Raw genomic sequence first — 14245 nt, 5'->3', positions numbered from 1 at the left:
GCGAAAAACAACAAAAAAAGGGAGCTTTCGCTCCCATTTTTTCTACATTAAAGCCTTAAGCTCAATGCAAATTCACTAAATTACTCAGCGTCAGCTGCTTTAGCGAATAATTGACGACCACGGTAGATACCATCTTTAGTCACGTGGTGACGGCGATGAGTTTCACCAGTAGTTTGGTCAACTGTTAATGCATTCTCGGTTAAAGCGTCATGTGAACGGCGCATGTCACGGCGAGAGCGACTTTTACGGTTTTGCTGAACGGCCATGATGGCTCCTTACAAAGATCGAAAAAAATGGATCAGAACAAATTCAGTTATCTCAACCAACAAGTATAACACTTATGAGTTAAGTTTACCTTTCAAACTTGCTAAAACATCAAACGGATTATCACGTTTTTCTTCAACAATGTCCTGAACGGTAGGCTGATGTTTATGTTCACAAGCATCATGCTTGGGAGACAGAGGCATCAACAGTAACAGTTCATCTTCTAGTAATGAGAGCAAATCAACAGTCGCAGGAGTGGTAAAATCACCCTTTGTTGACGATTCACTTTCACCTAAAACGATGAAATCAGCATCCTCATCCAAGCGCTCTATCAGTGACTCATCATCGATCAAGGCAAGACGGAAATCTGAAACAAGAGGAATTTCCACTGGCTCCAGACAACGCTGACATTCTAGCGGAACTTTTGTTTCAACATGACCATCAAACCATACAACGCGATGATACGCATCCATTGATAGTTTACAGTCTATATAGATCAATTGATCATTAATTGATCCAACAGCTTCACGAGCAATACGAGCAAAGCGAGACAATGGCAGTGTTCCTGACCATGTAAAGCCTTGTTCAGCCCATTTATACGGCTCAATCTGTGCCGGAAAGGTATTTGCTGACATAATTAAGGCGGCAATTCTACAAATTCATCAGTACTCTGTCAAAGATTAAGATACAATTTTGTACCAAATCTGACAGAACTCGGGGTAAATTAAGCAATGCACCTGTTGCAGCCGCAACCTGAAGTAACAACTTCATCACTTGTTCGCACCCATCTCACGTGTGATTCTGCCTTGTCGATAGACACAGTGCAACTCTCACCATGGAGAAATTTACAAACTGAGCAGGATCAGGTGGACTGGCTCATTTTACACTTTAATCACTGGTTTTCCCATCAAAATGTGACTTTAGTGAAAGGTGAAGCAGAACCTGAGTATTTTCCTGCATCAAATCATACGCCTGCGCGTATTCAGTTTGCGCATGGCTTCTTTAATAGTGCCTTGCATGAAATCAGTCACTGGACGATTGCCGGCGCCAAAAGACGCTTATTGCCAGATTTGGGCTATTGGTATGCTCCTGATGGCCGTACAGCCGAGCAGCAAGCGCTTTTTGAACAAGTCGAAATCAAACCCCAAGCCATTGAATGGTTATTTGCGCAAGCGTTTGGGCGTAAATTTAGAGTATCTCTAGATAACTTAACTGGCGATGGTGGTGACGGCTCGCGATTTAAAGACAATGTCTTTCTTCAGGTGCAAAAGTTTTTTTCAGGCGAGACCACAATTCCTGCCGATGCATTGCATTTTATTCAATGTATTTGTATGACCACTCGAGACGGTGAGCTTCTTGGCGCACATGAATTTTTACGCAACGCACTGGATTAGATTACATAATCTCTACTTGTGGTCACGCATTCGACGCAGCGCATATGCTTAAATGTAAACACTGACTTTAAAACAATAACAGAATCAAGGAGTATCCAGATATGTTGCATTTGCATATACATCCAGACAATCCGCAAGCACGCTTAATTCATCAAGCAGTGGAGCGTATCCGAGCAGGCGATGTGGTGGTCTATCCGACTGATGCGGCGTACTCGATTGGTTGTCAAATTGGAAATAAATCGGCAATGGAGCGAATTGCTCAAATCCGTGGCTTAGGCCCAAAACATCAATATGCCATTATGTGTTGTGATTTATCCGATATTGCCACCTATGCCAAAGTGGATAACGCGATGTATCGTCTACTTAAGACCAACACACCCTCGATCACGACTTTTATTTTACCTGCAACCAGCGAAGTCCCTAAACGCTTGATGCACCCCAAGAAAAAAACGATTGGCTTACGTATTCCAACCAATCCAATCTGTCAGGCCTTACTTCAAGAACTGGGCGAACCGATCTTGACCAGTACCCTGATATTGCCGGGGCAAGACGATCCACTCGATGACCCTTATGATATTGAAAACCAGCTCGCTAAGCGTGTCGATGTCTTCATTGATGGTGGCTTCGGTACGCTCACTACCACCAGTATTGTAGATTTGTCGGGAGAAAATCCGGAAGTTGTACGCCGAGGTGCCGGCGATGTCAGTGCTTTTGAATAAGCACTGACATGCTGATCAGTCTTAAATCTCCTGACTCGCACATTCTTCCAAACGTCTTTTTTGTTTGCCCAATTTGTCGAAGTTCAGCGGATCAAGCCATTGCAAATAGGTGTTTTGACGCGTTGGCCACTCAATATCAATCATTGAAAACCAAGCGGTATCACGATTACGTCCTTTAGTCACCCGATCTTGCCGGAACAACCCCTCATACGTAAATCCGAATCTAAGTGCTGCATTTTTTGAAGGTTGGTTGAGGTCATCACACTTCCATTCCACGCGACGCATACCTTGTTTAAAGCAATCTCTCAACAATAAGAAGATCACTTCAGTGGCAGCGGGTGTTTGTTTTAATCGGTGCGAAAAGTAAACATTACCAATCTCGACTGCTGCATGCTGCGCGCGTAAATTTAGCAGTGCAACCCAACCAACCGCCTTGCCCTCTACGACAATCCAATAATGATGAGAAGGTTCAAAGCCAAACTTACGCCTCAGATTTTGCTCAAGCTCAACCTCACTTTGTGGTGCTTCATAAGGCAAATACGTCCAACACCTTGCATCAGGCTCTGAATTCACGCATGTCCAGAGCTGCTTGGCATAATCTAAAGTAAATGTATCTTTTTCAATGGGCAGCAAATCGACATAGTTTCCCATAAGTGTATGGGCTTTAAATTGAATCGGGACAGCGAGCGCTACCGCATCACCCACGGGCTGACCAAATTGATTCGATTTCATCTTTAGTCCTTGAAATGTGTTTTATATGAATATGTTTTTGCATTGAGGATCAAAAAACTTAAGACCAACATGCTAAATAAGTAGTGTAAGCAGTTAAATCATGTCACCAATTCACGAAGATGGCATCAACAATGTGCCTCTTCATAGATTTAATTTTGGATTTTATTCTTTTAGGCAATGTATTCGATACCAAATTTAGATTAGAATGGCGCATATTTTATTTACTTCTCCTTTTTAAGTAGCGATTATGCGTTACTTACGAAACACTTTCATGCCTTTGAAAATTCGCGTGGCCTAATATTGTAATGAATCAAGCTTTACCTTCTTCAGAAGATCACCTTCCCAATATTCGTGTATTGGATGAATGGCAAGCGTCTATTCCTGAAGATCTTTATATTCCGCCTGCTGCATTTGAAATATTACTCGAACATTTCGAGGGCCCACTCGACTTTTTAATTTACCTGATTCAAAAAAACGGTTTCGATTTATTGCAGGTTGATATTGCCCCAATTGCCACGCAATATTTGGCTTACATGGACGCCATGAAATCGCTGGATATCGAACTGACTGCCGACTATATGGTGATGGCGGCATTACTTGCAGATTTAAAATCGCGCCTTTTGCTTCCAAAACCAACTACGCTCTCTATTGAAAAAGACCCTAAACAAGCACTGATTGATCGTTTAGAAACCTATTTGCGCGTCAAAAAAGCAGCCGAACGTCTTGGACAGTTTCCTGTTTTGGAACGTGATACCTTTCATCCGAATGTCGGATTAGGTGTGATTGCGCCGATATATGAAGGCTATGATGTACAAAGCCTTCACGATGCATTGTTTTGTATTTTTAATCGTCCCGAACCAGTGATGCATACCGTTGCACAAGAACCTGTTTTACTTGAAGAGCGTATTGCATATATTGAAGCACAGGTTCAATCGGGTGAGATTTTAAACTTTGTCTCACTGTTAAAGCCACAACAGGGGCGCATGGGTATGGTGGTCACGTTTATGGCCATTTTAGAACTGACGCGCCAGCAAAAAATTAAAATCATCGCTTCTGGTGTAGAGGCACCGCTCGCAATTCAAGGAGCTCAGATATGACCATAGACCAAAGTGCTGCACTGTCTTTTGAAGATATTCATCATGAAGTCTTGTTGCAAATGGAAGCCATTTTGTTTGCAAGTGACGCGCCTGTTTCACTGGCACGTTTAAAAGAAGCATTTAACAATCAATACAGTAAGCAACAGCTTCGTCATTTTCTACAACAACTTGCCGTGTTGCAGCATGGTCGTTCTATTGAATTAATAGAGACTGCTCAAGGTTTTAGGTTTCAGGTTCGCTCAAAATATCGTAATATAATTGCGCAAGTTTGGCCTGAACGTCCAACAAAGTTGTCTCCCTCCCTTCTTGAAACGATTGCGGTGATTGCGTATCACCAGCCTGTGACACGTGCGGATATTGAACAAATACGGGGCGTCTCAAATAACAGTCAGATTTTAAGGCTGCTGTTTGAATGGAACTGGATCAAGGAATCTGGTTTTAGAGACTTGCCCGGAAGACCTGCGTTGTTAATTACAACGCCTCAATTTTTGAATGCGTTTGGCCTAGTCTCACTGGGTCAATTGCCTCCCCTGCAGGATGCCAAGGACGCGTTTATGGGTTTGGATGTACATGCACCCAAATCATAAATCGGTGAACTGTTGACAATTATTTCTAAGGTTATGCTGTCATGAGTGAAAAATTGCAAAAAGTATTAGCGCGAATTGGTTTAGGTTCTCGCAGATATATGGAAGAGGTCATTGCCGCGGGTCGCGTCAGTGTGAATGGCCAAATTGCTCAAGTTGGTGAACGGATTGAACCAGGCGATGAATTAAGGATTGATGGTCGTAAGGTACAATTTCAGATCGAAGACGAAATTCGTCGTCGCGTACTGATCTATTACAAACCAGAAGGTGAAATCTGTTCTCGTAACGATCCAGAACAGCGTCCAACCGTGTTTGATCATTTGCCACAAATCGCCAATGATCGCTGGGTGATGGTGGGACGTCTCGACATCAACAGTACTGGGTTATTATTGTTTACAAACGATGGTGAACTGGCCAACCGCTTGATGCACCCCTCTAATGAAATTGAACGCGAATATGCCGTACGCGTCATGGGTGAAGTGACCCCTCAAATTCGTCAAACCTTACTCAATGGTGTCGTACTTGATGATGGTCCAGCGAAGTTTGAATCTTTTTCTGAGCTCGGTGGTGACGGAATCAACCGTTGGTATCAGGTCGTGGTTAAAGAAGGCCGTAACCGCGAAGTTCGTCGTTTGTTCGAATCTCAAGGGCTTAAAGTCAGCCGCCTGCTTCGTACCCGCTACGGTTCAGTTATTTTACCGCGTGAATTGCGTACTGGCCGCTGGATGGAACTCGACAAAGGCGATATCGATAGCTTAACCAAACTGGTTGAACTCAAACCACGTCAAGGCACTGGCTTATACGGTATGGCAAAACGTCGTACTGAACGTATGGCCGAAAAGCCGATGGCAGCGCGTCGTGGCGGCTATTTACGCCAGCAAAAACGTGACACCAGCGAAACTGAAAACACACGTGAAGGCGGCATGAAAAATACCCGTCGTCCAGCACCGAACTATCAAAAAGGCTTTAAAAAGATGTAAGTCTTAGTTGTTAGGTTATGCAATAAACATTAAAAGCCAATGTAGAACGCTACATTGGCTTTTTTTATAAATTAATCAAACAGAATGGCTAAATATACAGCGCACATCAATTTTTATATGTCGTCTGTTCTGTAGATATTTTTACGTTTTAAAATATAAGCTATAAGATACAAATTAAAACTTTGGAATATCAATCCACAGCGCCTCTGGAAAGTGTTGCTGCAAATAATGTTTTAAATAAGCTGCCGTATCTTGTGAAATCAGCGGATCTTTGGATTCATCGTTTAGGTTGTACGCCAACGCATAGAGTGTAAGTCCGCGTTGCTTGAGCGCTTCAAGACTCAGTAAGGTATGGTTGATACTCCCCAAGCGCCCAGAACTCACCAAAATAACTGGAAATTTTCTCTTCACAATATAATCAATGGTGAGCAACTGATCGGTTAACGGCACCATCAAACCGCCTGCACCTTCAAGCAAGACCGTATCAAAGCGTTGCATCAACGTTGCTGTAGCGTGTTCGATTTTATCAAAATCGATCTCACGACCATCGATTTTTGTCGCCAGATGTGGCGATGCCGGATAGCTAAAAATCTCGGGCATGGTCAGCTTTTCAAGATCTTCAGGCAACAAGCCGGTTTGCATAATTTCACGATGCTTTTGAATATCTTCAGACAGTTCTTGATTGCCTGTTTGAATGAGCTTTTGCGTGATCACACGCTGGCCTTCGCTGCTCCATTTTTTTGCCAGATAACCCGTGGCAAAGGTTTTACCAATTTCGGTATCGATACCGCTGACAAAATAAACCGATGCTGTCATGTTGTTCTCCGTGCCAAGCAGTAAAGCGGATGATAGGTCAAAGGATATAGACCTTCATTATTTTGAAATTGCTGATAATCCTGATAAAACTTTTGTAAGGTGCCTTTGGTCCAGTGCGGCTGATTACCTTGAGTTGTTCCTGTCACGCCGGTCAGTTTCAGGTGCTTGAGCACTGCCTTGGGGGTATCAAAAGACATCTCAAGCAGTTGATCTTCCAGATAGACGCACTCAAAGCCAGCATGCTGTAACTGCGTTTGCCAATCTTGACGCGACCAATAGCTTAAACCTTGCCCGGTTAATTGCTTAATTTGGGTGAAATTTAATGGAGCAAAACTTGATAGGCACAGCCAAGCGCCGGGTTGTAAGGCATCATGACAGCGCTGTAGCAGTTGGGGCAAATCATGCACCCATTGCACTGCTGAACTAGAAATCACTGCGTCGAGTGCTGTAGGTAAATCGATATGTTCGATGTCGCCTATGCACCATGTGATCGGTTGTTCATCGAGAAAATGCTGTTGTACATCAGCATACAAATCGTTGAGGTACAACCGACTGATCGCAAAATTGGCCAATACATGGTGCGTGAGATTACCCGAGCCACAACCAATTTCAAAGACATGTGGCAACGCTACTGGACAATACTGTTGCATCAGCTCAGCTAATTTCTGACTAATCGCTTTTTGAACGACTGCTTGCTCGACATAGCTTTGCCCTGCTTTGGCAAAACGCTGTGCTATGCGTGTTTTATCTAATTTCACAAACAGCTCACCAATCGATCAAGATCGTGTAATTGAATCATTGAGGTTAATGAAATGCGTAAGCGTGCGCTATGCTGCGGCACAGTAGGTGGACGTACAGGCATGGCATAAAAACCACAATCTTGCACACGTTTCGACTGATCAACGGCAGCCTGACTTTCGCCCACAATAATTGGCACAATATGGCTACTCGATGGACTACTATACCCCTTTGCAACCACAGCGCGTTGTAAATGCTCGCTGATTGCGGCCAAATGTGTACGTTGCTGCTGTGCATGTAACATCTTCGACCAAACAAAATGTGTCCAGGCGATGCTAATTGGGGGCAAGGCGGTACTAAAAATCAGTGGTCGCATGGTATTAATCAGATAAGTTCGTAAGATCGGATCACAAATCAGATAACCGCCCACTGAAGCCAGCGCTTTGCCAAAAGTCCCGACCAAGCAATCAATCTCTTGAATCACACCGTATTGTTCTGCACAGCCTAAACCTAATTCTCCCCGAACGCCTATCGCATGGGCTTCATCTACATAGAGCATGGTTTTGCTAAAGCGTTTTTTGATGCTCACCAACGCTTTTAGGTCGGTTTCATCACCATCCATACTAAAAATACTTTCAGTGACAATAATAATCCGATCAAACTGATCATCATCATGATATTGAGTCAGCAGCTTTTCTAAATGAGCTAAATCATTATGACGATAACGAACGTACTTGGCTGGTGAAAGCCGAATGCCGTCAATCATACTGGCATGTACCAGCTTATCGGCTAAAATCAAGGTCTTGGCATCGGCCAAAGCAGGCAAAATACCAATATTCATATGATAGCCACTGTTGAACAAAAGCGCGGCTCTACCACCAAAAGCCTCACTCAAGGTATGTTCAAACTGCTCATACTCAGCAAAATTTCCAGTCAATAAACGCGAGGAAGAAGAGCTAAAGTAACAGCGCGCTAACGGCTGTAAATCTAAAAATGCTTCACGCAAGGTCAGATCGGCAGCCAGACCCAAATAATCATTTGAAGATAAATTCAACATGCGCTGCCCAGCAATCTCGATGTAGGCATCTTGCTGCTGATTTGGCTTAAACTGACGCAGATTCCCGCTTAGCTTTAATTGCTCGAGTTGCTGAGCATAATGATCAAGCAACGCCATAATGTACTCCCTGTTCCATTTCACGCACCACCTTGATCATATTTTGGAGCAACTGTTCTAACTCATGCGTTGTAATCACATACGGCGGCATTATGTACACCAATTTACCAAATGGCCGAATCCAGATGCCAAGCTCTACAAAGCGCTGCTGTAATTCACGCATGTTGACATTATATTTCAGCTCTACGACACCAATTGCACCCAAAATACGTACATTGGCGACATGGTCTAGCTCCGCAAGCGAGTGAAGCTGCTGCAACTTTGTTTCAATACGGCGAATATTGCTCTGCCAGTCTTGCTCAATCAGCAACTGGGTACTTTTGTATGCCACCGCACACGCCAGTGGATTTCCCATAAATGTAGGCCCATGCATAAATACACCAGCCTCTCCCTGACTGATGACCTCAGCAACATGTTTACTGGTCAAGGTGGCGGCCAGACTCATATAACCACCCGTTAATCCTTTACCTATACACATGATGTCTGGCTCAACTTGAGCATGCTCCCATGCAAAGAGTTTGCCTGTGCGGCCAAATCCTGTCGCAATTTCATCAAAAATGAGTAGTAAATGATATTTATCACAGAGCTGTTTGAGCTGGCGCAAATATTCGGGATGATAAAAGCGCATTCCCCCCGCACCTTGAACAATCGGTTCAATAATAAATGCCGCTAACTCTTGATGATGAGCCTCAAGCATCTGTTCGACCACGTGCATTTCTTCTGGATTCCAGTCTGCATCGAAAGGCGTCTGTGGCGCCGGCACGAAGATACGTTTTGCAAGACTGCTACCAAAAATTTGATGCATACCCGTCACGGGGTCACACACCGACATCGCGTTCCATGTGTCACCATGATAACCAGAACGCGTTGTAATGAAATTAGTTTTTTGCGATAACCCCTGAGCAGTCCAGTATTGCACGGCCATTTTAAGTGCGACTTCTACCGACACCGACCCAGAATCGGAATAAAAGATTTTATCTAAGCTTGGCGGCGTTATTTTTAACAGGATTTTGCCCAGATTGATGGCAGGATCATGGGTAAAACCACCAAACATGATGTGTGACATCTGATCAAGCTGGTCTTTGGCTGCCTGATTCAATTCAGGATGATTATAGCCATGAATGGTGCACCACCAAGATGACATACCGTCTATTAATTGACGCCCGTCATCAAGCTCAATAGTAACACCGCAAGCACGCTTAACCTTAAAAGTTGGCAATGGATTCATCATCGAGGTATACGGATGCCAGATATGTTCCAAATCAAACTGATCCACCACGGATGACTCCTTATTGCTTAAATACTTCAATCGCCACCATGTTAAACCTGCTCGGTTTAGAAATAAATTGCGAGAACCATCATTTCGGCTAAAGCTTAGACCGATGTTTGAATAAATTTTTCAATTTCCTTGCAAGTTTCAATCACTTTCGTAAATGGAAAACTATGCGCAGCATCATGAAAAGTAATTACTTTAATTTTTTCTGAAGCTAAATACTGCATTTTTTCAACAATTTGGCAAGGAACTAATGCATCTTGCCTTGCAAACACATGAAGTTGATTTCCTGAATAACTTTTTAGTGTATCGACCAGATTGAGTTGTTGCAGGAGTTTTAATCCTTGTTGAAGCAACGAAATAGGTTGTGCCCGTAACAAACTTTGCATAAAAGTCCAATCGTGTTTTGCACTTGTAACGCCTTTGGTGACCAGCAATCCAAATCGCTTGAGCGTACTTGCCGGATCATGCATAAATCCAGCTTTAAACGCTGCAAACGTCTCTTGTGACATGGCACATTCCCAGTTTGACTGTGCAACAAAACATGGATTGCTCGCGAGTGTGATCACGGGCAACGTGTCTCCTGTCTCTTGTTGTAACGCATGAGCCAAAAGCAAGGCAAGTTGGCCGCCTAATGACCAACCTATTATTACATCGGCAGTCTTTGCCTGTTGAACCCGATCTTGCATCACAACAGGATCGAATGCATCAAAGATATTCATTAATGTAACCGTATGACCGCACTGCTGTAATTGCTGTTGAAGCGGTTCAAGTAGCCCTGTTCCACCACCCCAACCTGTAATGAGTAAAATTTGAGCCATTTCAAAACTCTAAGCACAAAATAACAATTTGACCCAGTATAAAAGAGTTATAAACGATGACCATGGCATAATCACATCAACACTACAGCAATCGATCTTCATCACTGCTAAAATACAGGCATTAAAAATAACAATTCTGGTTTATCATGATGAAAACTATCGCTTTATCAATCGCACTGGCACTGGCAGGTACAGTCACAACATCTACGATTGCCGCAAATCCCTTGAGTTCATCCAATCAAGCCGATAAACAATGGGTCGGCCAGCCTGCCCCTGTATTTAGATTACAGGATCAAAATGGCAAATGGCACAGTTTGAATGACTACAAAGGTAAATGGGTGGTGTTGTATTTCTATCCAAAAGATAATTCTCCGGGCTGTACGCAAGAAGCCAATCAGTTTAAAGCGTTATACCCGCAATTTTTAAAGTCTAATGCTGTGGTGTTAGGCGTGAGCCTAGATGATGTCAAATCACATCAAAAATTTTCGGAAAAATTAGGGCTTAATTTTCCAATCTTAGCCGATAACAACCATGAACTTGCAAGTAAGTTTGGTATTGTACGTAATCTGGGTATTGTAAAAATTGCCAAACGTGAAAGTTTTCTGATCGATCCGAAAGGTACTATTGTGTATCACTACACCAGCGTAGATACCCAGACGCACGCCAATGATGTCTTTAATGATCTTAAACGCTTTCAGGCGAAATAACTGTGTTTTAAAGTCATGCGAGGTGGGTACAAAGCCCACCTTGTCTTTATACAATGATAGAGTTGCTACTGATTAGATCTGTATAAAGATCGGTGCTGCTGGTATAAATCTCTAATGATACATTACTGGCAGTCGATGTAATCGATGTTGTAGAAGAAGCATCGCTTTGATCTAAAATTTCACTGACTAGTATAGCGACGTCATCACTGCTTGAATCTGTATTTGAAGTTGATGGCTCGCTCTGATCTTGTGCTGAATTGTCAGTTGCTGTTTCATCATCTGATTGAGTCGATGAAGATTCAGATACGACAACTACCGTATTTTCACTGCTATTAGTTGTGTTTGGTGCAGCCTCATTATTATTTTCTTCATGATCTTTATCTTTATGATCATGCGCCCAAAGCGCAATACCCCCTGCGGTTAAAGGAACGACTGCCCAAGACCAAACTGGCTCCATCGCCATTCCACCGCCGTGATAGATCAGTGCATCAGTAGATTCAACACGCTCAAATACCAACTGCGGCTGAGAATTGCCTTGTGCCTCAATAAACTGCACCCAAGTGAGTTTCTGTGATTCATCTTGTAATACTAAGCTGTTCTGATTGGTTGAATGCTCGTTAAAAAACTGATCGATAATAATAATTTCACCATCTTTAAGCTTGATAATCATGCTTGTGCCGTCTTTGACGATTTCATCAATTTGATCCGAAGGTAAATTGGCAACAACTACAGAAGCTTGGTCAAGTTTTAATGAATTGTCTGAAAGCTCTTGCAAGACTTTATGATTTTCTTTACCAATCACACGGATTAAAGGCATTGATCTCCCCCCAATTAGAATTAAATGAATTCAAATAGTTAGATAATATAATTTGAGGTCTATTAAATACTGAAAAATAAAAAAAAGAAAGGGATCGTCGAATAGCGAGATATAGCAATTTAGTTTTGGTTTTTATGAAGAAAAATAAAATGAAAAACTCAGCCGGAGCTGAGTTTAAGAGTCTTACATTTGAGACTGAATATAATTTTGAAGGCCCATCAGTTCAATTAAACGAAGCTGTTTTTCAAGCCAATAGGTATGATCTTCTTCGGTATCCGACATTTGCGCACGAAGCATATCACGCGTCACATAATCAGCTTTTTCTTCACAGAGCTTCACGCCATCAGCAAGTTTCTGGCGAACATGATATTCCAAGGCCAAATCGGCTTTCAAACACGTAACGACATCTGTACCCACCTCAATGTCATCACGATGCATGTTTGGTGTTCCCTCTAGGAACAAAACACGACGAATGATGGCATCGGCATGCGAAGCTTCTTCTTGCATTTCGTGATCGATACGCTCGTAAATTTTACTCAAACCCCAGTCTTCATACATTCTGGAGTGAATCAGATATTGATCACGAGCAGCCAGTTCGCCACCGATCAACATGTTGAGATAGTCTATGACTTCTGGATTGCCACGCATTTCAATTCTCCCGTATTCTTTACTTATTATGCGCAAACCCCAGATGAATTGCAAAGCTTTTTACACCTTAACTTACTGATTTTTATAAAATTAAAATGATAAACATACGCATTTACAGTTCGAGTTATCCTATTTTGTTGATTGAAATGAGTGGTTTGCGATCATTTTCTAGCAAAAATTTAAGTGGTTAACCTAGGCCTTAGAGCGTTTATCTTTTTGTAACAAAACACAAAATAATCCATTTTATGCATCATTAAAAATTATTTTAAAATCAAAACTGCATTAAACAGCAAAGCCAGCTAATATGATTCAAGTACCTTCATTTCACTTGCCAAAACGATGATAAAAATGCAAAAAAATACCCCGATTCTTGTCACAGGTGCGACTGGATATGTCGCTGGTTGGATTATCGAGCGACTATTAGGTCAAGGCTTTACAGTTCATGCCACAGTAAGAGATCCATCCCAGACTCAAAAACTTCAACATCTCGTAGACATTGCAGAAAAATCTTCTGGGCAAATTCATTTTTTTAAAGCAGATCTTCTCGATCAAGGTGCTTTCGATACGGCGATGCAGGGCTGCGAAATCGTGATTCATACCGCATCGCCCTTTGTGATTACCAATTACAAGGATGCCGTAAAAGATATTATCGAGCCAGCAGTAAAAGGCACTGAAAATGTGCTTGAGTCGGTCAATCGTACAGCCTCGGTGAAACGCGTCGTGGTGACCTCAAGTATTGCCGCTACCTATGGTGATGCCATCGAAATTAAACAAACGCCACATAACGCATTTGATGAAAGCTGCTGGAATACAACCAGTAGCGAAACCCATCAGCCTTACTCTTATTCTAAAGTTGCTGCCGAACGTAAAGCATGGGAAATGGCTGAGCAACAAGATCGCTGGTCTTTGGTATGTATCAATCCGGCATTGGTGATGGGGCCTTCTCTGACCGCTTCTAGCCAGTCTGGAAGTATTGAGTTACTACAACAGTTTGCCAACGGTGTGACCTTGTTTGGTGTTCCGCCTATGTGGAACGGTATCGTCGATGTGCGCGACGTAGCCGATGCACATGTGGCTGCTGCACTCAATGATGATGCACACGGGCGATATATTGTTTCTGGCGGAAGTTTAAGCCTTTTGGAAATGGGTAAAGCACTGACGCAGTGTTTTGGTTATCGCTTTCCATTTCCGCATTTTACTGTGCCTAAAAAAGCATTTTCGCTGATTGGGCCATTGCTTGGATACTCTCGTGAATTTATCAAACTGAACATGGGCTATCCAATATATTTTGATGCAACACGAAGTCAAAAAGAACTCGGAATTCGCTATCGCAACATAGAAGCAAGTGTCTGTGAGCATTTTCAGCAATTACTTGATGATGGTGTCATTAAAAAACGAATCTAATTTTTCGAATAAGCGAAAAGTAGTCATACCTCGTTTTGGCAAAAAAAAGGCAGTCCAAAGACTGCCTTTTTTATTTT

General features: G+C 42.6%; 17 protein-coding genes. 7 read left to right on the top strand and 10 right to left on the bottom strand.

Features of this window, described 5'->3' with window-relative positions:
* Window positions 1-80 precede the first annotated feature (80 nt).
* Window positions 81-266, bottom strand: a complete 186-nt coding sequence (gene rpmF / locus KCV09_RS00445) for a 50S ribosomal protein L32 (protein WP_004922151.1) — start codon at window positions 264-266, stop codon at window positions 81-83.
* Window positions 267-338: 72 nt separating this feature from the next.
* A complete protein-coding gene (locus KCV09_RS00440; RefSeq protein ID WP_025094556.1) occupies window positions 339-899 on the bottom strand; it encodes a YceD family protein in 561 nt (186 codons plus the stop codon).
* 96 nt (window positions 900-995) lie between these two features.
* Here KCV09_RS00440 and KCV09_RS00435 point away from each other — a divergent pair, with 96 nt between their 5' ends.
* Window positions 996-1658 (top strand): elongation factor P hydroxylase, encoded by a 663-nt coding sequence (locus KCV09_RS00435; protein ID WP_104124646.1) that lies wholly within the window; start codon window positions 996-998, stop codon window positions 1656-1658.
* Between the two features lie 101 nt (window positions 1659-1759).
* Window positions 1760-2377 carry an L-threonylcarbamoyladenylate synthase gene (locus KCV09_RS00430; RefSeq protein WP_004935370.1) on the top strand — a complete coding sequence of 206 codons (618 nt, stop codon included), beginning with the start codon at window positions 1760-1762 and terminating at the stop codon, window positions 2375-2377.
* A gap of 21 nt (window positions 2378-2398) precedes the next feature.
* Here the strand turns inward: KCV09_RS00430 and KCV09_RS00425 are convergent, their stop codons facing one another.
* Window positions 2399-3109 carry a GNAT family N-acetyltransferase gene (locus tag KCV09_RS00425; RefSeq protein WP_151815737.1) on the bottom strand — a complete coding sequence of 237 codons (711 nt, stop codon included), beginning with the start codon at window positions 3107-3109 and terminating at the stop codon, window positions 2399-2401.
* Window positions 3110-3414: 305 nt separating this feature from the next.
* On the opposite strand from KCV09_RS00425, the gene KCV09_RS00420 reads away from it, so the two are divergent.
* Genes KCV09_RS00420 through rluB form a run of 3 tightly spaced genes read left to right on the top strand, consistent with a single transcriptional unit; the run spans window position 3415 to window position 5770 of the window.
* Entirely contained in the window at window positions 3415-4206 is a 792-nt protein-coding gene (locus tag KCV09_RS00420; protein ID WP_025094554.1) for a segregation and condensation protein A, read from the top strand.
* Window positions 4203-4793 (top strand): SMC-Scp complex subunit ScpB, encoded by a 591-nt coding sequence (scpB, locus tag KCV09_RS00415; protein WP_004935361.1) that lies wholly within the window; start codon window positions 4203-4205, stop codon window positions 4791-4793. Before KCV09_RS00420 ends, scpB begins: the two co-directional genes overlap by 4 nt.
* Window positions 4794-4834: 41 nt before the next feature.
* Window positions 4835-5770, top strand: coding sequence for a 23S rRNA pseudouridine(2605) synthase RluB (gene rluB / locus KCV09_RS00410; RefSeq protein ID WP_004935357.1), 936 nt, complete (start codon window positions 4835-4837; stop codon window positions 5768-5770).
* Window positions 5771-5944: 174 nt separating this feature from the next.
* On the opposite strand, the gene bioD is transcribed toward rluB, so the two are convergent.
* The 5 genes from bioD to KCV09_RS00385 form a co-directional block, all read right to left on the bottom strand.
* Window positions 5945-6586, bottom strand: a complete 642-nt coding sequence (gene bioD / locus KCV09_RS00405; RefSeq protein WP_076032921.1) for a dethiobiotin synthase — start codon at window positions 6584-6586, stop codon at window positions 5945-5947.
* A complete protein-coding gene (gene bioC, locus KCV09_RS00400; RefSeq protein WP_228301596.1) occupies window positions 6583-7350 on the bottom strand; it encodes a malonyl-ACP O-methyltransferase BioC in 768 nt (255 codons plus the stop codon). The genes bioD and bioC overlap by 4 nt, the downstream gene beginning before the upstream one ends.
* A complete protein-coding gene (locus KCV09_RS00395; protein ID WP_212515371.1) occupies window positions 7341-8498 on the bottom strand; it encodes an 8-amino-7-oxononanoate synthase in 1158 nt (385 codons plus the stop codon). The genes bioC and KCV09_RS00395 overlap by 10 nt, the downstream gene beginning before the upstream one ends.
* On the bottom strand, window positions 8485-9777 hold the full coding sequence (bioA, locus tag KCV09_RS00390; RefSeq protein ID WP_212515370.1) for an adenosylmethionine--8-amino-7-oxononanoate transaminase: 1293 nt from the start codon (window positions 9775-9777) through the stop codon (window positions 8485-8487). The genes KCV09_RS00395 and bioA overlap by 14 nt, the downstream gene beginning before the upstream one ends.
* 95 nt (window positions 9778-9872) lie before the next feature.
* Entirely contained in the window at window positions 9873-10592 is a 720-nt protein-coding gene (locus KCV09_RS00385) for an alpha/beta fold hydrolase (protein ID WP_212515369.1), read from the bottom strand.
* Between the two features lie 146 nt (window positions 10593-10738).
* Here KCV09_RS00385 and KCV09_RS00380 point away from each other — a divergent pair, with 146 nt between their 5' ends.
* Window positions 10739-11299: a peroxiredoxin gene (locus KCV09_RS00380; protein ID WP_212515368.1), complete on the top strand. Its 561-nt coding sequence runs from the start codon at window positions 10739-10741 to the stop codon at window positions 11297-11299.
* Window positions 11300-11345: 46 nt separating this feature from the next.
* Here KCV09_RS00380 and KCV09_RS00375 read toward each other — a convergent pair whose 3' ends face one another.
* Together KCV09_RS00375 and ftn are read right to left on the bottom strand one after the other, a co-directional pair.
* Window positions 11346-12116: a BapA/Bap/LapF family prefix-like domain-containing protein gene (locus KCV09_RS00375; protein WP_212515367.1), complete on the bottom strand. Its 771-nt coding sequence runs from the start codon at window positions 12114-12116 to the stop codon at window positions 11346-11348.
* A 183-nt stretch (window positions 12117-12299) separates the two neighbouring features.
* Window positions 12300-12764, bottom strand: coding sequence for a heteropolymeric bacterioferritin subunit Ftn (gene ftn / locus KCV09_RS00370; RefSeq protein ID WP_004935333.1), 465 nt, complete (start codon window positions 12762-12764; stop codon window positions 12300-12302).
* A gap of 348 nt (window positions 12765-13112) precedes the next feature.
* Between ftn and KCV09_RS00365 the strand changes: the two genes are divergently transcribed.
* Window positions 13113-14168, top strand: coding sequence for an SDR family oxidoreductase (locus KCV09_RS00365; protein WP_025094545.1), 1056 nt, complete (start codon window positions 13113-13115; stop codon window positions 14166-14168).
* Window positions 14169-14245 lie beyond the last annotated feature (77 nt).

Source organism: Acinetobacter soli (assembly GCF_018139125.1).
GTDB classification, from domain to species: Bacteria; Pseudomonadota; Gammaproteobacteria; order Pseudomonadales; family Moraxellaceae; genus Acinetobacter; species Acinetobacter soli.
The sequence above is the reverse complement of the archived record's forward strand: the minus strand, read 5'-3'. Positions and strand labels throughout refer to the sequence as shown.

What these genes read in the sequence shown, in the direction of transcription:
- KCV09_RS00375 (WP_212515367.1), bottom strand. Translation starts at nt 12,116, where the DNA reads ATGCCTTTAATCCGTGTGATTGGTAAAGAAAATCATAAAGTCTTGCAA.
- KCV09_RS00440 (WP_025094556.1), bottom strand. Translation starts at nt 899, where the DNA reads ATGTCAGCAAATACCTTTCCGGCACAGATTGAGCCGTATAAATGGGCT.
- KCV09_RS00425 (WP_151815737.1), bottom strand. Translation starts at nt 3,109, where the DNA reads ATGAAATCGAATCAATTTGGTCAGCCCGTGGGTGATGCGGTAGCGCTC.
- KCV09_RS00385 (WP_212515369.1), bottom strand. Translation starts at nt 10,592, where the DNA reads ATGGCTCAAATTTTACTCATTACAGGTTGGGGTGGTGGAACAGGGCTA.
- scpB (WP_004935361.1), top strand. Translation starts at nt 4,203, where the DNA reads ATGACCATAGACCAAAGTGCTGCACTGTCTTTTGAAGATATTCATCAT.
- KCV09_RS00435 (WP_104124646.1), top strand. Translation starts at nt 996, where the DNA reads ATGCACCTGTTGCAGCCGCAACCTGAAGTAACAACTTCATCACTTGTT.
- rluB (WP_004935357.1), top strand. Translation starts at nt 4,835, where the DNA reads ATGAGTGAAAAATTGCAAAAAGTATTAGCGCGAATTGGTTTAGGTTCT.
- KCV09_RS00430 (WP_004935370.1), top strand. Translation starts at nt 1,760, where the DNA reads ATGTTGCATTTGCATATACATCCAGACAATCCGCAAGCACGCTTAATT.
- bioD (WP_076032921.1), bottom strand. Translation starts at nt 6,586, where the DNA reads ATGACAGCATCGGTTTATTTTGTCAGCGGTATCGATACCGAAATTGGT.
- KCV09_RS00380 (WP_212515368.1), top strand. Translation starts at nt 10,739, where the DNA reads ATGATGAAAACTATCGCTTTATCAATCGCACTGGCACTGGCAGGTACA.
- ftn (WP_004935333.1), bottom strand. Translation starts at nt 12,764, where the DNA reads ATGCGTGGCAATCCAGAAGTCATAGACTATCTCAACATGTTGATCGGT.
- rpmF (WP_004922151.1), bottom strand. Translation starts at nt 266, where the DNA reads ATGGCCGTTCAGCAAAACCGTAAAAGTCGCTCTCGCCGTGACATGCGC.
- KCV09_RS00365 (WP_025094545.1), top strand. Translation starts at nt 13,113, where the DNA reads ATGCAAAAAAATACCCCGATTCTTGTCACAGGTGCGACTGGATATGTC.
- KCV09_RS00395 (WP_212515371.1), bottom strand. Translation starts at nt 8,498, where the DNA reads ATGGCGTTGCTTGATCATTATGCTCAGCAACTCGAGCAATTAAAGCTA.
- KCV09_RS00420 (WP_025094554.1), top strand. Translation starts at nt 3,415, where the DNA reads ATGAATCAAGCTTTACCTTCTTCAGAAGATCACCTTCCCAATATTCGT.